The 21,546-nt window shown below is 57.6% G+C and carries 19 protein-coding genes; 7 read left to right on the top strand and 12 right to left on the bottom strand.

Translation table 11 applies throughout. The features are described from left to right. Positions 1-14: 14 nt before the first annotated feature. Positions 15-473 carry a hypothetical protein gene (locus tag FPZ49_RS06840; protein WP_144844857.1) on the bottom strand — a complete coding sequence of 153 codons (459 nt, stop codon included), beginning with the start codon at positions 471-473 and terminating at the stop codon, positions 15-17. A 69-nt stretch (positions 474-542) separates the two neighbouring features. Between FPZ49_RS06840 and FPZ49_RS06835 the strand changes: the two genes are divergently transcribed. Continuing rightward, positions 543-1,004, top strand: a complete 462-nt coding sequence (locus FPZ49_RS06835; protein WP_144844855.1) for a VanZ family protein — start codon at positions 543-545, stop codon at positions 1,002-1,004. On the opposite strand, the gene FPZ49_RS06830 is transcribed toward FPZ49_RS06835, so the two are convergent. From FPZ49_RS06830 to FPZ49_RS06815, 4 genes are all read right to left on the bottom strand, one after another. Next, on the bottom strand, positions 977-2,170 hold the full coding sequence (locus FPZ49_RS06830) for an EAL domain-containing protein (protein ID WP_186445656.1): 1,194 nt from the start codon (positions 2,168-2,170) through the stop codon (positions 977-979). The two genes, FPZ49_RS06835 and FPZ49_RS06830, sit on opposite strands and share 28 nt — an antisense overlap. Before the next feature lie 134 nt (positions 2,171-2,304). Then, positions 2,305-3,267, bottom strand: a complete 963-nt coding sequence (locus FPZ49_RS06825) for a metallophosphoesterase family protein (protein ID WP_144844851.1) — start codon at positions 3,265-3,267, stop codon at positions 2,305-2,307. Between the two features lie 154 nt (positions 3,268-3,421). Beyond that, a complete protein-coding gene (sleB, locus tag FPZ49_RS06820; protein WP_261381300.1) occupies positions 3,422-4,036 on the bottom strand; it encodes a spore cortex-lytic enzyme in 615 nt (204 codons plus the stop codon). 171 nt (positions 4,037-4,207) lie between these two features. Then, on the bottom strand, positions 4,208-6,430 hold the full coding sequence (locus tag FPZ49_RS06815; protein WP_144844847.1) for a methyl-accepting chemotaxis protein: 2,223 nt from the start codon (positions 6,428-6,430) through the stop codon (positions 4,208-4,210). A 274-nt stretch (positions 6,431-6,704) separates the two neighbouring features. Between FPZ49_RS06815 and FPZ49_RS06810 the strand changes: the two genes are divergently transcribed. Further along, positions 6,705-7,394, top strand: coding sequence for a metal-dependent hydrolase (locus FPZ49_RS06810; RefSeq protein ID WP_144844845.1), 690 nt, complete (start codon positions 6,705-6,707; stop codon positions 7,392-7,394). A 74-nt stretch (positions 7,395-7,468) separates the two neighbouring features. Here FPZ49_RS06810 and FPZ49_RS06805 read toward each other — a convergent pair whose 3' ends face one another. From FPZ49_RS06805 to FPZ49_RS06795, 3 genes are read right to left on the bottom strand one after another with little or no spacing between them, the layout of a single operon-like run. Then, the gene (locus FPZ49_RS06805) at positions 7,469-9,049 is read right to left on the bottom strand and encodes a UDP-glucose--hexose-1-phosphate uridylyltransferase (RefSeq protein WP_144844843.1); all 1,581 of its coding nucleotides are present in this window, start codon (positions 9,047-9,049) and stop codon (positions 7,469-7,471) included. Positions 9,050-9,066: 17 nt separating this feature from the next. Then, positions 9,067-10,059, bottom strand: coding sequence for a UDP-glucose 4-epimerase GalE (gene galE, locus FPZ49_RS06800; RefSeq protein ID WP_144844841.1), 993 nt, complete (start codon positions 10,057-10,059; stop codon positions 9,067-9,069). A gap of 49 nt (positions 10,060-10,108) precedes the next feature. Then, the gene (locus FPZ49_RS06795) at positions 10,109-11,278 is read right to left on the bottom strand and encodes a galactokinase (protein ID WP_144844839.1); all 1,170 of its coding nucleotides are present in this window, start codon (positions 11,276-11,278) and stop codon (positions 10,109-10,111) included. Between the two features lie 146 nt (positions 11,279-11,424). On the opposite strand from FPZ49_RS06795, the gene FPZ49_RS06790 reads away from it, so the two are divergent. Next, positions 11,425-12,306, top strand: coding sequence for an AraC family transcriptional regulator (locus tag FPZ49_RS06790; protein ID WP_144844959.1), 882 nt, complete (start codon positions 11,425-11,427; stop codon positions 12,304-12,306). A gap of 7 nt (positions 12,307-12,313) precedes the next feature. On the opposite strand, the gene FPZ49_RS06785 is transcribed toward FPZ49_RS06790, so the two are convergent. Next, positions 12,314-14,377, bottom strand: coding sequence for a sensor histidine kinase (locus FPZ49_RS06785; RefSeq protein ID WP_261381294.1), 2,064 nt, complete (start codon positions 14,375-14,377; stop codon positions 12,314-12,316). A 182-nt stretch (positions 14,378-14,559) separates the two neighbouring features. Between FPZ49_RS06785 and FPZ49_RS06780 the strand changes: the two genes are divergently transcribed. Beyond that, positions 14,560-15,255 (top strand): response regulator transcription factor, encoded by a 696-nt coding sequence (locus FPZ49_RS06780; RefSeq protein WP_144844835.1) that lies wholly within the window; start codon positions 14,560-14,562, stop codon positions 15,253-15,255. Here the strand turns inward: FPZ49_RS06780 and rluF are convergent. After that, complete coding sequence (gene rluF, locus FPZ49_RS06775; RefSeq protein WP_144844957.1) at positions 15,252-15,953, bottom strand: 23S rRNA pseudouridine(2604) synthase RluF; 702 nt, start codon at positions 15,951-15,953, stop codon at positions 15,252-15,254. The two genes, FPZ49_RS06780 and rluF, sit on opposite strands and share 4 nt — an antisense overlap. 218 nt (positions 15,954-16,171) lie before the next feature. Here rluF and FPZ49_RS06770 point away from each other — a divergent pair, with 218 nt between their 5' ends. Further along, positions 16,172-18,433: a transglycosylase domain-containing protein gene (locus tag FPZ49_RS06770; RefSeq protein WP_261381293.1), complete on the top strand. Its 2,262-nt coding sequence runs from the start codon at positions 16,172-16,174 to the stop codon at positions 18,431-18,433. 75 nt (positions 18,434-18,508) lie between these two features. Here the strand turns inward: FPZ49_RS06770 and FPZ49_RS06765 are convergent, their stop codons facing one another. Next, on the bottom strand, positions 18,509-19,840 hold the full coding sequence (locus FPZ49_RS06765; protein WP_144844833.1) for an MFS transporter: 1,332 nt from the start codon (positions 19,838-19,840) through the stop codon (positions 18,509-18,511). A gap of 120 nt (positions 19,841-19,960) precedes the next feature. Here FPZ49_RS06765 and FPZ49_RS06760 point away from each other — a divergent pair, with 120 nt between their 5' ends. Together FPZ49_RS06760 and FPZ49_RS35400 are read left to right on the top strand one after the other, a co-directional pair. Then, positions 19,961-20,143, top strand: coding sequence for a hypothetical protein (locus tag FPZ49_RS06760; protein WP_144844831.1), 183 nt, complete (start codon positions 19,961-19,963; stop codon positions 20,141-20,143). A 25-nt stretch (positions 20,144-20,168) separates the two neighbouring features. After that, positions 20,169-20,330 (top strand): hypothetical protein, encoded by a 162-nt coding sequence (locus FPZ49_RS35400; protein ID WP_186445655.1) that lies wholly within the window; start codon positions 20,169-20,171, stop codon positions 20,328-20,330. 89 nt (positions 20,331-20,419) lie between these two features. Here FPZ49_RS35400 and FPZ49_RS06755 read toward each other — a convergent pair whose 3' ends face one another. After that, entirely contained in the window at positions 20,420-21,412 is a 993-nt protein-coding gene (locus FPZ49_RS06755) for a hypothetical protein (RefSeq protein WP_144844828.1), read from the bottom strand. Positions 21,413-21,546 lie beyond the last annotated feature (134 nt).

Genomic DNA, 21,546 nt, shown 5'->3' with positions numbered 1-21,546 from the left:
CAGGGCCGATTTTTTTAGGGGATCGAGGGCTTCAGCCCTCGGCGCAAGAAATGCAGGTGCCATCGGAGAATGATCATACCAAGCAGGTAGAATGGGGCTGAGTACTCCATTTTCCACCCCTTGTACACCAGATAACCGGTTAACGTACAAATCCATTCGATGAACAGGGAGATCAAGACGACGACCAGCAGATAGCCGATGAAGTGGGATGTTTTTCGCGGCATATAATTGAGGAAAACCACAGCGATCGACGGAGCAAATAAAGCTTGCAGCGGAACGTCCTGAAAGTTCACTTCCGGTCCACCAAAATCGTACAGATCTAGCACAAGGCCGAAGCTCATATCCGTGTACACGGTGATCGCCGCCATTAGCCCCCAGGTGGTATAAATTTCTTGTCGGGTCAGTCGCTTGGGCATGAACCAGATATACACCGCTACGACTGCAAAAAAGCTGTAAGCAAACACGAAGCCCATGCTGCTCCACCTCCAACTTTGGCTATTATGGCACGAGGTGGTTAAATTTATGTGCCTAGGGAGTGACCCATGGAGAACAAGATTAAGAGCACGACGACCAAGAGGATCATGCACGGCACCTTGTGGGTTGTGCTTCTCGGCTATAGCGCGTGTTTACTGTTCTGGATGTTTTGGGGCTTCGGGCGGTCCACGCTCACCCATACGCAATTCCGGTATAGCCTCGTACCCTTGCGAACGATTCTCAGCTATATCCATCAGCTGAAGCCATCCTACTTCTTAATTCCGATCATCAATCTAGCTGGAAATGTCGGCGTCTTTGTGCCCTTCGGTGTGCTCCTGCCCCTATTGATTCGGAGCTGCAGAAGCTTTCGGCGGTTCTCCCTTGTCTTTCTATGCGCTATTGTCTCGCTGGAGCTGCTGCAGACTGTGCTGCGAGTAGGCACCAGTGATATCGACGATGTTCTGTTGAACTACCTGGGGGCCGCCGTCGGCTTCGGGCTAGTTCAGATCATCAAGTCCAGGAACAAATAATGCAGCTCCCCGACCGGGCAGGAGTAGGTTTGCATCGGACGCGAGCTGTCCAAATCCGTATAGACCCGGGATAAAATGCCCTGCCCGTGCGATTTCATCTGAAGCATATTGGGGATAAAATAAGGCCGCCAAATCCAGTTCGCCCCTTGGAATTGGTCATCCTTCCTCCATTCGCCGGTCTCGGCACGCAAAAAATTGGAAGAAACCTGACAGCCATCTTCCCGGCAAATGTACATGCGCACGACGTTGTCCGTTACGCCCAGCCGCAGCCCCTCCAGCAAGGCATCCGCATCCGCCGCCGACCGAATATCCGCCGTCCCGCTGACCAGCTCGCTTAAGTGACCTTTCACGGCGAACAAGCTGCGGTGCCGCGCCAGCTCCTGCTCCGTGTAATCGGCGATCACTTCTTGAAGCAGCCGCTCGAAAGCGTGCGATGATTGAAATTCCGCCCGCGCCTCGGAAAATAAAAAACCCTGCACGTACCGCGCCCCGACCTTCAGTGCCTGATACAGCTCCGCCTTCGTCTCCACCCCTTCCACGAGCAGCGAAGCGCCCATCTGAGACGCGAGAATGGAGAACGAGTTCAGCACGGCATTATACCCGTCATGGGTGGCACTTCGCTTCAGCAGCTTCAAATCCACCTTCAAAATATGCGGCTGAATGGAGGCGACGCGGTCAAAGTTGCTGTAGCCGCTGCCGATATCGTCGATAGCGATCATACAGCCCTCCCGGCGGTACACATCGAGAATACCCGACAGCTCGTCCAGCCGTCCGGCAAACGCCTCCTCCGTAACCTCGATGACGATTCGGGACGGGTCAATCCCGTAGTGCTCGATCAGCTGCAGGGTACGCAATTCTCCCGTCTCGCGGTAATTGTGATAAATCCACGACGGCTTCAGATTCAAGAACAGCTTCGCCTGCCCGTCGTCGGCCGCCAGCTTGGCCAGCGCCTTACTGCGCAGCGCTCGGTCAATGATGAGGTGATGCTCATCGCCGATCGACGTATCTTGAAAAAACGGGCCCAGACTGTACGCCTTCCCGCCGCTGACCCGCCTTCCCAGCGCTTCGTACGCGATGATTTGCTGTGTTTGCAGCGATAAGATCGGTTGAAAATACGGCGCCGTTTCTTCCCCGCAGGGTATTAAAGTAAGCTCGGTACTACACATGCCGTCTCCGCCCTTCCCCGATGCATCAGAACCCCATATGTATGTTATGTATTCTGACATGAACTATATTATTGCTATTGTAAGCTAGGGATCGAGGGAGTGCAATTTATATTTTTATCCCACTTCACGGGAGGTTACTGATATTTCAACACATACGAGCCCAGCCACTTGCCTTCGCGAAAATCCCGCCCCTTGATCACCACCTGACCGGCGCTCACTTCCACGACCAGCCCTTCGCTGCGGTCCGCTTCCTGCGGATAAGGCCCTCCTAGTCCTTGGTAAGGCTCGTAGACCGAAGAGCTGTTCACCATGACAAACTGCTCATGGACGACCGTATCCGGCAGCGATAGCTCCCAGTGGGTATGCCCGGTAAATAAGATCACCTTCGGATAGTTCGCCAGGATTGCCTGAAGCTGTGCCGCCTGTACGACGCCGCGGCCGCTGCTGCCCGGAATGCTGCCTGATACCGTATTCGGCAGCGGCTGGTGCAGAAAGATGAAGATCGGCTTCCCCTGCCCGGACTCCTCCTTCAGCCTGGACGACAGCCAATCCAGCTGCTGCTGGGAGAGGTACGCATCCTCGGAATAGGTCGGATTGGACTGCCGGTAGCGCTCTGAACCGAGGAATAGAAAGGTGTAGCCGCCGATGTGCTTCTCATAATAAACATTCGGCTCCCCGCTCTGCTGCAAAAATCGTGCGACGGAGGCTTGATCCGATTCGCCGTTCGGGAACGTTTCCATCGACCATCGGCGGGACGGGTCGTGCCATGCTTTATAAAACTCATGATTCCCTATCGTATAGTACACTCGGGTTGGGTGGGGATGCCTCGCCAAAACCTTGTTCACCGCCTGATAATCCTCCGGAAACCCGTTTCCCAAGTCGCCGTTAATAATGAGCGCCTGCGCAGGCCGCGCCGATTGCTGCAAATCATCGAGCGCCCGTCCGAATTTACGGATCGACCCTCCATTCCAGCTCTGCACATGGATGTCGCTGATTACCGCGAAGGTGAGCCCCTCCCCCTCCGCTCTAGCCGTGGCCCCGGCGGACGTGCCGGTCACCAGCATCATCCCAGCCAAAAGCATCTTCCAAACGCGCATGATTCTCCTCCTGATGTCCTGATGTCATGTTCTGATGTCGTCAGCGAATAGTTTTAATATGCCGGAATAACCGAATTTTCACGCAAAAAAACCAGCCCGCTCCTCCAAAAAGAGCGACACTGGTTTTCCTGTTTCTCATGCTATGGGTATGAAATTATCGAGCAAAAATATGATTGCCAATCGTTACCGTCTGCGGGCGAGACCAAATCCATGTGCTGGTCGCCGTTTTCGGGTTAAAATAATACAGCGCCTGATTCGTCGGATCCCAGCCGCGAACGGCGTCGTACGCCGCCAAATATGCGGTGCGGTCCGGAGTCAGATAGTACTGGCCGTCACTGACCGCCGTAAAAGCACCCGGCTCAAAGATCACACCTTGAACCGTATTCGGAAACGTTCCGGATTGAACTCGGTTCATCACAACGGCTCCTACAGCCACTTGGCCGGTATACGATTCGCCCCGTGCCTCACTGTAAATAATATGAGCCAGCATGTCCAATTCACTTTGATTAACAGAGTATTTTTTCAGCGCCGCCCAGGTTTGCGTTCCGGCAATGCCATCCACCGGCAGTCCATACGCCTTCTGGAAGCTTCGTACCGCTGCTGCGGTTTGGGTGCCGAATTTGCCGTCCAGCGGCTGCGAATAATAGCCCAATGCATTCAAACGGAACTGCAAATCCCAGACGTCCCCGTTCGCGCTGCCTTGGGCGAGCGTCGTCGCTGCCTTAGCTTGAGCCTGCGGCTGCGTACCGCTAAGCGAAAAGACCAGCATACACGAGAAAAAAAGTGCGATGGTCCATTTTTTCATAGAGAATCGACTCCTTTCGTCTCCCCTGATTGTACAGGGCGGCAAATGGCGTCTCAACCCGCAATAATTGGCAAACCCTGCACAGCACAAAAAAACGCAAGCCAGCTCGGCCTGCGTTTTGCTATGAAACTCACTTTATCTCCTCCGCGTATCGGTCAATTGGAACTGGTTCACCAGCTGCTGCAAAAACGCCGTAATTGCCTCCACATGGTTCGATGTGTGCCGAACGCCGACGATGTCGGTCAGCAGCTCCTGCACCTCGCCTTCCACCTCTTTGGAAATTTGACGGTTGTCCTTGCTGACCGCCGCGATGCTCTCCATCAGCACCACGACCTCGCCTACGACCTGCGTCTTCAGCGAGTCTTCACTGCTAGCCCCGCTCAGGATCTCGGACGCCGCCGCTACCAGCTGCGTGCCTTCCTTCACGACCTGCGTGCCTTCAGCCATAGAAGCAAAAGCATCCTGTGCATTTTGATGAATGAGGTGCACCGTCTCGTGAATCTCCTCCGTCGATTGGCGTGTGAGATCGGCCAGCTTGCGAATTTCGCCCGCGACCACCGCGAAGCCCCGTCCGTGCTCTCCGACCCGCGCCGCTTCAATCGAGGCGTTCAAAGCAAGCAGATTGGTCCGCGCGGAGATTTCCTCGATGACCTGCAGTACATTTTTGATCTGCTGCGTCGTTTCCATGAAGGTGCCGATCGTCCGGTTCGTGTCAGCCACCTTCGATGAGATTTGCGACATTTTATCGCCGATGCGCTCGACCTCGCTTTGCGCCACCGCGATTTGCTCGGCCGCCTTGTCCTCGAGCATGCGCAGCGTCCCCTGCATGTCGCCGACTACATCCTTGGCCACATCAATGTCCTTGAGCTGCCGGCGAATACTGCCGATCATCGCATGGATGCGCTCGCTCATTCGCTCAGTCGACCCGGCGGTCGTGCCTGCGGACTCGTTCATGACCTGCTGGCTCGCCAGCACCTCGGAGGCGGCCTGCTTCACCTGCAGCATGATGCCCTCCAGCGAATCGATCATGTTGTTGATCCACTTCGCCAGCTCCCGGGTTTCATCCGCGGCAAAGGCGTCCATTCTCAGGCGCTGTGTCAAGTCGCCCTTGCCTTCCGCGTTAATGCGGATAAATCGGTTAATCCGGTGCAGCTGAGCGACGACCGGCTCGGTGCCCTTCTTGTGCAGCACCCAGGCGATGACCAGCCCATAAAGCAGGTTAAAAGCGCCCACGCATAGCGCGGTCAGCAGGGCCGGCGTGCTGCTTACGACCAGCAAATAAGCCAGCCCCGCCGTCAGAACGCCCAAGCTGATGAACAGCGGCGTCTGCAGGCGAAACAGCTTCCAGTTGATGCTGCGAATGCGGTAGACCTCCTCGAGATCGCCCTCGCACATCATGCCCCACACGTCCGGGCAGTGCGGCAGCTGAAAAGTTACGCCTTTGCCGATGACCGGTATGTGGCGGTAATCCGAGTAGCCCGGGAACTCGACAAACAGGTTGCTGCCGTTCTTGATCGTATTCGCCACGCCGGGGTGCAGCTGTCCGGTCGCCGGGTCCGTGAACATCAGCTCCAGCTCCGTATGCTCCTTCACCGATACCACGCCCCAGTCCGTCGTCACGCCATCCTTCAGGTTCTCGCCATGCGTGAACGTCCGGTCCTCAAAGCGGCTGCGGGAGAGCGCTGTGCCAGGGGCGATATGCTTTTGCAGCTGGGGTCGGGCCATAAAGATGTAGTTATCCCCGGAGTCGGGGTACACATGGCCGGATTCGCGCTGAATCAGGTCGCCGATCACATCGTTAGGCACCCGGCCGCACAGCGTACCACGCCACACGCCGCCCTCCATGATGGGGGTCATGAACAGCAGCGTCATTTTATCGTGAAACGAGGAGGTGCTGGGGCCGATCTCCAGCGTCAGCGGGTCGGGATACGGTCCGAAGAGGCATTTGCGGCCTTCCCTAACCACCTTGGTATAATGAAGTCCCGGATAAATGTCGCTTCGTTCATCGTAATGCTTGCCTTGATGCGCACGATAGGTCGAGTAGACTACCGTTCCGTCTCCGCCGAGCACGAAGATTTCGGAAAAATCGGACGCCCGATGATGCGCCGTGGCAAACAACCGCTCCCAGGCGGAGGTGTCCGGCCGTTCCATCCCCCCCTGCTCGCCGCTTAGCGACTGCAGCCGGCCCAGCAAGCGATCCAAGTGCCCCCAATACTCCTGGGTCCAGTCCTTGAGCAGCTCCACCCGGGTCCCGGCGATGCCTTCGAAAATATTTTCCACATCTTCCTTCATACTGCGATTGAGCCGGTACGACCACCACAGCGGCAGCCCCTTCTTAAAGCCAAGCCAATCGAACATTGCGCTCACCCCTGTCAAAAGACCTACATTTATATGTTAACTATAATAACATAAATTGGACGGGTATAAAGGTGGTTTTTCCGAATGAAAACGATTTATGTCGAAAACGATTCTAAAGATTGCTTTATAATTTAAACCCGTCGATCAGAAATGTCCATTTACCTGACATCGTTTGCTTTGTGTAAAAAATCGTTTCGCTTTAGGTATTGGACTTTGGTTTGGGATATAATGGAATGGTACGTTTATTTTATGGATGAGGGGCAGGTTATTCGGGATGAAAGTAGAGTTCCATGGTCATTCATGCATCCAACTGACAAGCGGTGATCAGTCGATCGTGATCGATCCGTTTCTGACGGGCAATCCGACCGCCGCAGTGAAGCCTGAGAGCATTCAGGCCGGGCACGTGCTGCTGACGCATGCCCATACGGACCACATTCAAGACGCTGCGGCCATCGCGAAAAGCAATGATGCGACACTGATCGCGATTCACGAGCTTGCGACGTATATGAGCTGGCAGGGCGTGCGCGTCAAGGATATGAACATCGGCGGCAAAATGTCGCTGGGCTTCGCTGAGATCCATATGATCCCTGCGTTCCACAGCTCCGGCATCGTGCTTCACGACCAGCAGTCGATTATTTATGCGGGGATGCCGGCAGGCTATGTGATTAAGTGGGACGGGCTGACCATTCTGCACGCGGGCGATACGAGCCTCTACTCGGACATGAAATTAATCGGCCGCAAGCATGCCATTGACCTGGCGATTTTGCCGATCGGCGACTTGTTTACAATGGGACCGGAGGATGCGGCGGAGGCAGCGGAATGGCTGGGGGCGAAGCAGGTGCTTCCGGTGCATTACAATACGTTCGGGCTGATCCAGCAGGACGGGGAGCGCTTTGCTCAGCTACTGGCCGATCGCGGGATTCAAGGCCGCGTGCTGCAGCCGGGCGAATCGTTGACCTTGTAGGGCGAGCGAAAGTAAAAGGAGTGCCATGTCACCGTCAGAACGGTGATGATGGCACTCCTTTTTATATGGATAATTTATTGAAAGCCCAGCTGACGCACGAACGCCTGGAAGCCGTCGCGCCCGCGCTCGGTGCACTTGTACACCCCGGCATCGCGAAGCACGTCCGCAAATTTGCGGCCGACCTCTTCCTTCAGCGTCTGCTCGGCTGCTTCCGCCGACAGCGCTGTGCCGTAGCAAGCGATCAGCTGCTGCAGCCATGCGCTATGCTTGTGGAGCGGATGCTCCGGCTGCTGCGTAATGCGCTCGTTGAGCGGCACGGCCCCCGTGAGCAGCTCCGCCGCTTGCTCCAGCTCGGCCTTGAGCCGTCCGGGCAGCACAGCCAGACCCATCACCTCGATCAAGCCGATGTTTTCCTTCTTGATGTGATGAAGCTCCTGATGCGGGTGGAAGATCCCATCCGGATGCTCCGCACTGGTGCGGTTGTTGCGCAGCACGAGGTCGAACTCGTACTCGCCATTAGCGTTATTGCGGGCAATCGGCGTGATCGTGTTGTGAGGCACCTTCACACCCCCCTGCTCCGTAAACGCCAAAATGTCGTGTGACGGATCGCTGTACTGCTTCCACGAATCCAGGATGGCGCCCGCCAGCTTGAGCAGCTGAATCCGGTTATGGCTGGAGATGCGCAGCACGGACATCGGCCACTTCACGATGCCAAGCTTGACGCCGGCGTACTCCGGATGACTGAAGCTGGCTTCCAGCGGTGCTTTTTGCATCGCGAACTTGTGATTGCCGCCTTGGAAGTGATCATGATTCAGGATCGAGCCGCCCACGATTGGCAGATCGGCGTTCGCCCCGATAAAGTAATGCGGGAACTGCTCGATAAAGTCCAGCAGCCGCTCGAACGTGTACTGCGAGGTTTTCATCGGGCGGTGCTTGCGGTCAAAAATGATGCTGTGCTCATTATAGTAAACGTACGGCGAGTATTGGAAATACCACGGCTCGCCGGTCAGCATGAGCGGGATCACGCGCAGGTTTTGCCTCGCCGGGTGATTCAACCGTCCGGCATACCCGATGTTGTCGATGCACAAGAGACACTTCGGATAATGGCTTTGCGGTGCCGTCTTCAGCTTCGCGATTTCCTTCGGATCCTTCTCCGGCTTGGATAGATTGACCGTCACCTCGAAATCGCCGTACTCCGTCGGCGCGAGCCAGTACAAATTCTTGCGAATCCGATCCATCTGAATATAATTCGAATCGATGCACAGCTTGTAGAACTCCTCCGTCGCGCGCTCAATCCGGTCCGTCCGCGCGGTCGACCAGAACCGCTGCACGATCTCGGATTGGCGCGGCATTAGAAGCCCCATGATCTTGGCATCCAGCAGGTCGCGCAGCGTCGTGGTGTTCTCTTCGAGCAGGCCGATCTCCGCGGCGTAATCGAGCAGCGGCTCCAGCAGCTCCGTAGGACTGGCGGGAATCGCCGCATCGAGCTCGCCCTCGAACGGCTCGCTGAGCTGCAGCAGCTCCAGCAGCCCATTGCGGGCGGCATACGCATCGAGCGGCTCTAAAAGCTTATTGTGCAGCCCGAACTGCAGCAGCCGCTCGACGCCGTAGGCGGCTTGGCGTGCATTCGGTGTTGTCATAGTTTTTTCACTCATCGCTCATCACTCCCTGACTAGCCTTGTTGACCATAGCCGCTCGGATGGCTCTGATGCCAGTTCCATGCAGAGGCAATGATTTGCTCCAGGCTGTCGCGCTTCGGATTCCAGCCCAGCTCGGCGCGGATGCGCTCCGAGGAGGCAACCAGCGTCGCCGGATCGCCAGCACGGCGGGCTTCCACAACTGCCGGGATCGGGTGACCCGTCACCTGACGGGCGATCTCGATCACTTCTTTGACCGAAAAGCCTTTGCCGTTGCCCAGGTTGTAAATGCTGCTCGCGCCGCCGGCGCGCAGCTTCTCTACGGCCAGGATGTGCGCATCAGCCAGATCGCTGACATGAATGTAGTCGCGGATGCACGTGCCATCCGGGGTAGCGTAATCATCGCCGAAAATGGAGATGTGCGGGCGCTGACCCAGCGCCACTTGCAAGATAATCGGCACGAGATGCGTTTCCGGTGCGTGGTCCTCGCCGATCGCTCCGCCTTCATGTGCGCCCGCCGCGTTGAAATAACGTAGCGAAACGTATTTGATGCCATGGGCGGTATCGAACCAATGCATCATTTTTTCCATTGCCAGCTTGGTTTCGCCGTACGTATTCGTCGGCAGGGTCCGGTCCGTCTCCAGGATCGGCACCTGCTCCGGCTCGCCGTAGGTGGCCGCGGTGGAGGAGAAGACGATGTTTTTCACGCCATGCTCGTTCATTTTTTCCAGCAGGCACAGGGTTCCGTAAACGTTGTTGTGGTAATACTTGCCGGGGTTTTGCATACTCTCGCCGACCAAGGAGTTCGCCGCAAAATGAATGACGGCATCCACCTGATTCTCTCGAAACACACCGTCCAAAAAGTCCATGTCACGCAAATCCCCAACGTACAGCTTACCGCCGAGCAGTGCCTCGCGGTGCCCCTGCTGCAGGTTGTCGACCACGATTACGTCTTCGCCCCTCGCCAGCAGCTCCGCCACCGTATGGGAGCCGATGTAGCCCGCTCCCCCTGTTACTAAAATCGCCATCCGAATCCTCTCCTTTGTTTCACTATCCGTTATCGGCCCACAGGCCGTTTTACAGCTCTACAACACCGTCGCCAATCGTACACACGTAGAAGTCCGATTTCAGTCCGGTTTTCTCCGTATACACGCGTCCTACCTCGTCCTTAAACCGCTCGACGCTGTCCTGATGTACCAGCGATACCGTACACCCGCCAAAGCCCGCGCCCGTCATGCGGGAGCCAAGCACGCCCGGCACCTGCAGCGCCGCTTCCACCATCGTATCCAGCTCCAGGCCGGTCACTTCATACAAATCGCGCAGCGAGTTGTGGGAGGCGATCATCAGCTGCCCGAACGCCGCCAAATCGCCTTGCTCCAGCACCTTCATCGATTGCAGCACGCGATCGATTTCCTCTACCACGTGCTGAGCGCGCTTGCGCACCGTCTCATCTGCGATCAGATGCTGCGACTCGTTGAACTGCTCCAGCGACAGCTGCCCCAGCAGCGTCAGCTCCGGATACTTCGCCTGCAGATCGCGCACCGCCTGCTCGCACTGCGCCCGGCGTTCGTTGTAGGCCGAGTCGACCAGCCCGCGCTTTTTGTTCGTATTGCCGATGACAAGCTTATACTCACCGCTGTCGAACGGCACATGCTGGTATTCGAGCGTGTCACACATCAGCAGGATCGCGTGATCCTTCTTGCCCATCGCTACCGCGAATTGGTCCATGATACCGCAGTTTACGCCGATAAATTCGTTCTCCGTCTTCTGAGACAGCAGTGCGATGTCCACCTTATCCGCCGGATGGCCTTCCATGGTCAGCAGACCGAACGCCGTTACGACTTCGACCGAAGCCGAGGAAGACAGTCCGGAGCCGTTCGGGATGGCGCCGCTGTAGAGCATGTCGTAGCCGCCGACGGACAGCCCGCGCTGCAGCAGCTCGTGCGCGATCCCCTTCGGATAGTTGATCCACTCATCCTCGGAGCGGTAGGTCAGCTCTTGAATGGAAATATGTTTGCGCAGCGGGAAATTTGTCGATGCAAAGCCCAGCTGATCGTCATCGCGCTTCCGCATCAAGAGCGCCGTCCCAAAGGTCAGCGCAGCCGGAAACACATAGCCGCCGTTGTAGTCGGTGTGCTCACCAATCAAGTTGACGCGCCCCGGCGCATGAAATACGCGAATCGGATGCGCGCTGTCCGCCCCATACAAGTCAATAAACCTCATCTTCAGTGCCTGAATATCCGCCATAATAGAATCACCTCATAATGGAATTAATTTATTTGCCTTAAGTATAGCCCGAGCACTTCCGTCAGCGCTATGGAACGATGTCAGAGCCACATGGAAAAATGTTAGATTTTAAGTTACAATGGGTTCAAAAAAAGGAGCTGCCGCCCATGACCTCGTCCATTGAGCCGAAACGCCCCGACAGCTACTATGTCGTGTCCAACCCGCATCCGCCTGCCGACGAGGAAGACAGCCGGCTGACGGTGCTTTTTTCCGGCAACAGCCAAACGAAGCCCGGACACCGGCCAGGTCCCAAGGTGGTCGACTATTACCTGCTTCACCATATTGTGTCCGGAAAAGGCGTTTATACCTGCCTCGGCCAAACCTACCAGCTGGGCGCCGGCGACAGCTTCCTGATCGAGCCGGGCAAGCTGATCAATTATATGGCCGACCTCGAGGACCCTTGGCATTACCACTGGATCGCCTTTGAAGGGTCTGAGGCCGCCGCCATGCTCCAAGAGATCGGACTGAGCTCGAAGCAGCCGATCGTGCATACGGGCCGGCGCCGCCACATCCCCTTGCTCTTCCACCAGGTGCAGCGCGCCTTCCAGACCCGGACCGCCGGCGCAGGCCTCAAGGCCGGCGGCAGCCTGCAGCTCTTGCTCGCCGAGTTCGCCGAAGCGCTGCAGCCGCAGCAAAAAAGCGCTCCGCAGCAAGCATCCGGCGGAGACCAGATCGTGCAGCAGGCGCTTCAATATCTTTCCACCCAATATGCGGAGCCCATCACCATCGAGCTCATGGCCGAGACGCTCGGCTATAATCGCGCGTATTTATCCACGCTCTTCAAGCAGCACACCGGGCTGACCCCGGTAACCTTCCTTCTGCAGCTGCGGCTGGATAAGGCGCGGCATCTGCTGCGGGAGCGGCCTGAGCTGACCGTGGAGCAGATCGCGTCGTCCGTCGGCTTCCAGGATCCGCTCTACTTCTCCAAACAGTTCAAACGCCGTTACGCCACCTCGCCGACAGAATACCGCAGCTCGCTGCGGCCGTAGGGCCGGGCTAAGCGGATGAGCCCGGTCTTAGCCGGTCCGCGGTCGGCAGCTCCAGCGGCAGCATAAACGCCAGGCATGCCCCTTGTCCCATACGGCTCTGCGCCCAAATGCGTCCGCCATGATAGTCGATGATCTCCTTGGCGATCGCCAGCCCCAGCCCGCTGCCACCGCCCGACGTGTTGCGGGATTTGTCTTTTTTGTAGAAGCGGTCGAAGATGTACGGCAAATCCTCCGGGTCAATCCCCGAGCCGCTGTCCTGCACCTGTACCACCAGCGAATGCCGGTCGACGATAATTTGCAGCTGAATGAGCCCGCCTTCCGGCGTATGCTTGACGGCATTGTAGATAATGTTCGTCAGCACCTGATCGATCCGGTTCACATCCATATGAACGATCCCCTGAAGATTTTCCTTCGATTGCAGCACATGCGTCTCCGTCGCGAAGCGCAGTCCGGCCCCTGTGACCTCCAGCTCATACCGCTCATTGAAGTGGCGGGCGAACTCCTCCACGGACATCGGATGAATATCGAACTGCAGCTGGCGCGCTTCCAGCTTGGACAGCTGAAACAAATCGGCGATCAGCCGGTTCAGTCCGGTGATGCGCGTATGGATGAGCTTCAAATATTTATGCTGCTGCTCGGACTGCGAAACGACGCCGTCGATCAGCGCCTCCACATAGCCTTGAATGAGCGTCATCGGCGTGCCCAAATCGTGCGAAATGTTGCTGAGCAAGTGCCGCCGGGACGTTTCCATTCGGGCCAGGTCCTCATTCATTTTCTCCAGACTGCTGTTGATCCGCTCGAGCTCTGCCGTCCGCTCCCGGATTTTTGCCTCCAGCCCGATATTCAGCTCCCGCAGCTGGCGCGACAGCGTTTCGACGGCCATGGACGCCTTCGTCTGCTTCGAGCTCAAGATAAAGCCGGTCATAAACACGCAGCCCAGCAGGCCGTAGAACGACAAATCCCCCACCGGGGCCAATTGATTATAGTACAACACATCCAAGCTGACCGTCGTCACATAAGCGCCGAAGCCGGCCACCGCATAGAGTGCCCCTTCCCTCCCGCGCAGCAGCGCCCGGCCTAAGCCGACTACGAGATAAACGCAGCCCGCCAGCGTGAGCACATCGAAGCCCAGGGGTCCATACGTAAACCAAGGCGCTGGAACGACCAGCGTGGACAGCGTGAATAAGGCAGCAATCAGCTGCACCCAGCGAATAAACTTCCGATTGACCTCCAGCGGGAACAGCGTATACACAAACAGCAGCACGGTCGGTACCGCCAAATATAAGCAGGTATATTCAATGCGTGTGGCCGTCAGCCAGTTAAATTTGGGAAAAAAGCAATAGATCGCACCCTCCCCCGTAAAGGCTGCATGCACACCGATGAAGAAACAAAACATTCCGAAATAGAGCGAGCCCTTCTCCTTCCGACGCAGCACGAACAATCCGACATGATGCAGCCAGATCGCTAACAAACTGCCGATCACGAGCAGCTCGAGCCCGACCTTATTGCGGTTCATCGTATTAATTTGATCCGACGTGCCGAGAATAATCGGATTCCAGATGCCGCCGAGACGGTGATCGAAGTTGGAAACCTGAATGACGAGGTCCAGCCATGGCCCCGTCGGATTCACTTCAATCCTATGCAGCGTATATTGGCTTTGGGCGGTGTCCGGGCTATCACCAACCTTCCCGCTGAACGCCACCTCCTTCCCGTCCACCCAGAGCCGATAGGCCGTGCGGATGTATGGAAGCTTGATCCCAAGCTGAGGCGCCTGATCCTGAAGATGCACCCGCAGGTGATAGGTACCGAAGCCGGTCCCGCTCGCCGGGCCCTCTCCCGTCTCCAGGCCGTTCCAAGAGCCCGGCAGCGAAATGAGTGTTTCAGGGCTTGCCGGCTCGCTTCCATTCAGCTGATCAGGCGTCAGCAGCTGCTTCCAATAGAAGCTCCATTCTCCGTTCAGCTCCAGCGGACCGTCCTGCTCCAATTGATAATCGCCCAGCTCGAGCTGGCCTTGAACCGCCTGCGGCTTGGACGATGGGTCCTGAATCCCGCAGCCGGCCAGTATCGACATAAAGAAAACTATAGCAAAAACTAACCCGATCGATTTATAATAGATTGAGATTCTGGAAATCGGTATCACATTCCTTCTGCATTTTCCAAACGTATATTCCATCTTTATCCTAACGCAAACCGTCGACATTTGGAAACGGAAAAAACATACAGCCGTAGAGCAGCTTTTGGAGGGTAAAATCGATGTCTGGTGAAACCATATTACTCGTTGATGATGAAGCGGAAATCATCGAATTGATCAGCTTGTATCTGAAAAAGGAAGGGTACGAGGTGCTGTGCTCCAGCAATGGCGCGGAGGCGCTCGAGATGGTGGCGGAGCATCGGCCGGATCTGGTCATTCTCGACATTTCGCTGCCCGGCATGGACGGGATTGAGGTGTGCCGCCAGCTGCGCAAGTCATACAGCACGCCGATTTTGTTCTTGAGCTGTAAAAGCGAGGATATGGACATCATTCTGGGCTTCAGCATCGGCGGGGACGACTACATTACCAAGCCGTTCAGCCCAGGCCAGCTGGTCGCCCGCGTTAAAGCACATTTGCGCCGCATCCAGCTGCTGGAGCAGCATAAGGAAGAGTCGCAGCATTTGCATTTTCCGGGGCTGGAGGTTGATCTGATCAGCCGCTCCGTGAAGGTGGACGGGCAGCTCGCGCCCCTCTCCTCCAAGGAATTCGATCTGCTGCTGCACCTGGCGAAGGCGCCCGGCAAGGTGCTCTCCCTGGAGCAGCTATACAAAATGACCTGGGGCGTAGACAGCAACGGCGATACGCGCACGCTTCTCGTCCACATCAGCAACCTGCGCAAGAAAATTGAAACGAACCCGGCCGAGCCGAGGTATGTTCACACCGTTCGTGGAATCGGATATAAATTCAACGCGAATTAACCGGGGTAATGCCCGGTCCGCTGCATCAGTTCGTCGAGCTCCTGCGGGGTTAAATCCCGCCACTTGCCTGTCGGAAGCCCCGCCAGCTTGATGTTCATGATGCGCACCCGCTTGAGCCGTCGCACCTCGTAGCCGAAGGCGGCGCACATCCGGCGAATTTGCCGGTTCAGCCCTTGGGTCAGGATGATGCGGAACACCCGCTCGTCCATCCGGTACACCCGGCAAGGATTGGTCATCGTACCGAGAATTTTGACTCCCCCCGCCATCCCCTGAAGAAACAGCTGCGTAATCGGCTTATCAACGGTTACGATGTACTCCTTTTCGTGATCGTTCTCCGCTCGTAAAATTTTATTGACAATATCCCCGTCGTTCGTTAGCAGGATCAGCCCCTCGGAATCTTTATCCAGCCGCCCAATCGGAAAAATCCGCTCCCGATGCCCGACAAAATCAACGATATTGCCCCGCACATGCTGCTCCGTCGTACTGGTAATGCCCACCGGTTTATTGAGCGCAATATAGACATGCGATTTGTGCTCGCCCACGAGCTTTCCATCCACTCGCACCTCGTCGCCTTCCTCCACCTGGCTGCCCAGCTCCGCCCGCTTGCCGTTAATGGTAATGCGGCCGCTCTCAATCCATTTATCGACCTCGCGCCGGGAGCACATGCCCGTTTCGCTAATATATTTGTTGATCCGCATAAGTTTCTTCACTCCGCACGCCTCATGATAGGTATTCGCCCACATTATAGCACGAGCCTTAGGGATTGCCAAAAGTTGGCTAGCAATTTAAGTCCCATTTTACGGTCATTTTGACTTGTCAACCTGCACAAACGCATTGGCAGTCTCGAATAAGTTAACTGATGATCTTTTTTTGAGCAAGCACAGGGCATGTATAGATAAAAGGAGGCGGTTAGCCTATGAGGATCAGGATCGTCCGGGAGCCCTCCGGAGAGCCGCGCCGCGCACAGCGGACGGCAGAGTCGCCCCGCGGGTTCGATGCGCCTGGAAGACATAGCGCTGGAAGCGGGCCGAGGTCGCCGAAGCAGGCAGCGGAAAGCCGCACCGCGTGGGTCCTCGCGGCCAGCGGGCGGTCTGAGCCCGCCGCTGCGGGTACCGGCGTGCCGGAGGCGGCGGCACCGCCGTCACGCAGGCGCACGTGGCGCCGCCCGCTGGTGTGGGCGCTGGCGCTGCTCACGGTCGGCTGCGCCGCCGGGCTCGGGCTGTCCGCGCAATGGGTACGCGGGCTGGACATCAGCAAGCTGGAGCATCCGCTGCCGGAGCCGTCGTTCGTGATGGACGCCACTGGCCAGCCGGTCTCGCAGCTGTCCTCGTCCACGATCGTCCCGGTCAGCCTGAACCAGATCCCCGTCGATCTGCGCAACGCAGTCATCGCGACGGAGGATCGGCGGTTTTATGACCATGCCGGCTTCGACCTGTGGTCGATCGGCCGCGCCGTGCTGCGGGATGTGAAGGCCGGAACGATGAAGGAAGGCGGCAGCACCATTACCCAGCAGCTCGCGAAAAATTTGTTTTTGGACTCCGACAAGTCGTTTGACCGGAAGTTCAAGGAGCTCGGCTACGCGATCAAAATTAATTTTACGTATTCCAAGGATGAAATTTTGGAGCTGTATTTCAACAGCATCTACTTCGGCGAAGGCCGTTGGGGCGTGGAGGGTGCAGCGCAGCAGTACTTCGGCAAGCCGGTGGAGCAGCTGACGCTGCCCGAAGCGGCGATGCTGGCCGGGCTGCCGAAGGCGCCCAGCACGTATTCTCCGGCGAAGCACCCGGATAAAGCACTGGAGCGCCGCAATCTCGTCTTGTCGCTGATGAAGGAGCAGAATTTCATCAGCGACTCCGCTTACGCGCAGGCCGTAGCCACGCCCATCACGCTGAAGCCGAGCCAGGGCGAGTCGCTTAAGGGCACCCACCCGGCCTATGTCGATTATGTCATGGACGAGGCGGAGCGGCTGTACGGCTTCACGGAGCAGCAGATTCTGACCCAGGGCCTGCGCATCTACACCACCATGGACACGAACGTGCAGAAAGCAGCGGAGGACGTGTACCATAACGACGCGCTGTTCCCCGCGAGCCCCGCGGATCAGCTGGTGCAAAGCGGCGCGATCGTGCTCGACCAGCACACGGGCGGCGTGAAGGCACTCGTGGGCGGGCGCGGCGAAACCGTGTACCGCGGCTTCAACCGCGCGACCGAGCTGAAGCGCCAGCCGGGCTCGGCGTTCAAGCCGCTGGCCGTCTACGGCCCGGCGCTCGAGCGCGGGTATACGCCCGACTCGACGCTCTATGACGGCGAGCTCAACATCAGCGGCTACCAGCCCAAGGATTGGGACGGTCGGACTCGGGGCAGCGTTTCGATGCGGGAGGCGCTCGAGAGCTCCTGGAACATCCCCGCCGTCTGGCTGCTGAACGAGATCGGCATCGATGCAGGGATGGACTTCGTGCGCCGGGCGGGCATCAGCCTGCCGAAGGCCGACCGCAGCCTCAGCATCGCCCTCGGAGGGCTGTCCGAGGGCGTCTCGCCCTTGCAGATGGCGCAGGCCTACGGCGCCATCGCCAACCTTGGCGTGATGCAGCCGGCGCATGCCATCACGAAGATTACGACCAAGGACGGCGTCCCCTTGGTCGAGGCAGGGCCTCAGCCGGCGCAGCTGACGTCGTCGGCCACGGCCTATACGCTGACGACGCTGCTGCAGGACGTCGTCGCGTCGGGCTCGGGGGGGACCGCGGCGATCCCAGGCCGCCCCGTCGCCGGCAAATCCGGCACGACGCAGCTGCCGGCCACCGCGGAATACGCCGGGATCAGCGGCAACGTCGCGAAGGACGCCTGGTTCGTCGGCTTCACACCGGAGCTGACCGCCGCGATCTGGCTCGGCTATGACCAGACCGACAAGAAGCACTACCTTACCACCTCAGGCGGGGCGGTGCCGGCACTGCTTTTCCGGGAAATCATGACCCGGTCGCTCAAGGATGCGCCCGTCGCCGGCTTCCCGGTGCCGGAGGAAATCCGGCAAGCCCAGGCCCAGGTTCAGGCGCAGGCCCAAGCTCAGGCGGCCTCTGCCCAAGCGAGACAGCAGCTTCAACAATTTCAGCAGGCCCCCGGCCGCGGGGTGGACTCGCCGAAGGATAAAGATCCGCATGGCGGCCCAGGCAAGAAGAAGCATTGAGATTATTTAGGCAAAAAACGGGGTGATAGAGGAACACAGCGTTCCTTTATCACCCCGTTTTGTGCATTTTGTACGCTACGCCCCTGCCTCCGACTTCACTCTCGCCCCCTGCATATAGAGGATGGCGGTGGATGCGAGCGCGACCAGACTTACGATGAAGCCGTACAAAAACAAATGACGGATGCCCGTCATAAATTCCGGTGCCTGGGTCAGCATCGCGCCCATGATCGTGACGCCGACCGCCGAGCCGATATTGCGGGCAAACACCTGCAGCGAGGTGGAGATGCCCTTTTGATCGGCGGCGACCAGCATCTGAGCGGCGATGACCGACACAGTCACGAGCAGCCCGAACGCCGAGCCCTGCAGCACCAAGATAAAGCATACCATCCAGAAGCCCCCGGTCTCAGGCAAAAACTGCAGCAGCAGCCCCGACAGCGCCAGCAGCCCGTTCCCGATCAAGAGCAGTCTGCGGTAGCCGTAACGGAGAATCCACTTGCCGGCCGGCACCCCAACCACGATCCACCCCACGGACATACCGATCAGCGCGAACCCGCTCCAGAACAGCGAGTACCCGTGCTTTTGCAAATAATAGGGCACATAGCTGGACGTCCCGAACAAAGCGGCGCAGGTCAAAAACGCGTTCATGATCATCCAAGCGATCGATCCGTTCTGAAGCAGCCCCAGCGGCACGATCGGCGAAGGATGGCGGCGCTCATTGCGCACGAACAACAGCAAGACCAGCAGCCCTGCTGCCGTGTAGTACACATACCCGCTAGTGACGACGGTAGTAGCCAGCAGCAAGCCGATGCCGAGCCCGAACAGGAGCGATCCAGGGTAGTTGATGCGGCTTTTTTTCGCCTGGTACACCTCGCGGTACGGCAGAAGCAGCAGCAGCGAGGCGAGGCAGATCGGGATGTTAATGTAAAAAATCCACCGCCAAGACAGCTGCTCCAGAAAAAAGCTGCCCAGGAGCGGCGCCAGCACCGCGGCGATGCCCCACATCGCTGTGAAAAACGCCTGAATTTTCCCCCGCGCCTCCACGGCAAATAAGTCCCCTGCAATTATCGATGGGAATGCGATCATGGACCCTGCGCCAATGCCTTGCACCCCGCGATAAATGACCAGCTGCAGCATGGACGTTGCCGTACCGCACAGCATCGAGCCAAGCAGAAAGACGAGAATGCCTGTGGCGAGCACCTTTTTCCGGCCGAACAGATCGGACACCCGCCCGCTGAGCGGTGTCACAATCGTGCACAAAATCATGTACGAAGCAAAGCTCCAAGCATACAGCTTCGTATTCCCGAGCTCCGCCGAAATGCGCGGCATGGTCGTGTTCATAATGGTCGTATCCATGGACGAAATCAGCACCGCCAGCACGATGCTCGCCATGACAGCCAATCGGTTCATTGGGTGTCCCCTCCCTCTCAAGTAGAATCAATATAACATAAAGGCGTTCATTATTACCATTTGTTTGGAAAATTTGAATGACAGCGGGGAGCCTTGGGTCAAACTAAGGAGAAGTATGCCATGAAAGGAGGGGTGGTGCGGATGAACATCGAGACGGATCGCTATCAAATTGCCAGCTTAAGCGAGCAGTCGCAGGCCTTACACATTATCCAGGAAGCCGAAGCGAAGATCGCCGAAATGACAGGCCGGGATGTCACGTTAATCGCTTATTCAAAGACTGGAGCAACCGAGCAGCAGCACTAGGATAGGAAAGGCGGCGATCACGCCCATGGCAGAAGAACGAAACCACGCTAACGAGCACGAACCTACCGTCGCTCCCGGCATGAATACGCATGATATGCTGGAGGCCAAAGCGACCGAAGAGGATATGGAGAGCGGCGACTCCACGATGGTCACCCGGCTGTTCGTAGACCGGACACCGGAGGATTGACGAGCCGAGCCGCAGCCCATGAAAAAAAACGTCCGAGAAAAGGAGCTCCTTCTTCCCGGACGTTCTTTTTAGCATGCCATGCCGAGGGCTTAATCGTCTTCGCCCTGGTCATCATCATCATTCCCACGACCTGGATGGCCTTTGGCTTTCCCTTTGCTCTCTTTCTGTTTATCCTTCTCTTTTCCCTTTTCCATCTCTTTGAAGCGCTCAATCTGCTGCTCTTGCAGCTTGGCCCTTGGCTCCGGCTGTGGCTTGCTCACGGCATCGGCCGGTGTGATCTTGACCGAAGACGCGGCAGCGTCCTTCCAGTCGACCTCGACCTTCCACTCCGGCGATGCATCCTTCAGCATGAACTGGACGGCCAGCCGCTGCTTGAGCGCCTGCTCCCACGCCCCACGTTCTGCCGGGAGTCCTTGCAGCAGCAGTTGCAGCACCTTCTCCGCTTCCGTCCCTTTCAAGTGGACGACGGCGTGATCCTTCGTCTGCACATAGATATCCGATGCGGCCTGCTCTTGCTTCACTTTGAGCGTCAGCTCACGGCTCTTCAGCTCCAGCGACAGCCGCTTCCACGGCCAGCCGCCGTCCGTCACCGGCGCGGTCTGCACTGAAGGTGCAGTTGCCTGTGGGGCCGTGGCTCCCGTAGCTGGCGTCTGCGAAGCCATCGGGGCCGCCTGAGGCTGAGCCTGCGCAGCGGGCGGCGGGGTCACTGCAGCCGCTGGCGCTTGCTCCGGCTGCTGCACCGGCGCAGCCTTTGCTGCCGTCGCCTTAATATACGCCAACTGCGACTTGCTGTTTAGGATCAGCTCCAGGGTGTCTCCTTTTTGCAGATCGGTCAGCCCCGCTTTGGTATTGTTTCGATATACCCAGACGTTATCCGCCACCGGGTAGGTTTGCTCTGTTCCGTTATCCGTAACGGCCACCAGCGTCTTTCCGCCTCCGTCCACCCGGACGAACTGGCCTTTCGCTTCCTGCGAGGTTTGCGCGAGCACCGGTGAATCCCCTATCCAAATCACACCGTAAATCAAAGTAAATACGAGCACGGTGCTCGTAAGCAGCCATGCCACCTTTTTCATCGTCCTCATCGTTTCCTCCTCATCGGCGTTCTTTTTCTTTCGTGTATCGCCGATTGTTGTAGTTTGAAGAGTCGATATAAAGGTTCGCAGCGCCGGGAGATTTTCATGGGGCATAGAGGACACGTTTACAACCGGTTGCAACT

It is taken from the genome of Paenibacillus cremeus, from assembly GCF_007786445.1.
Lineage (GTDB): Bacteria > Bacillota > Bacilli > Paenibacillales > NBRC-103111 > Paenibacillus_G > Paenibacillus_G cremeus.
This window is presented reverse-complemented; position numbering and strand designations above follow the sequence as displayed.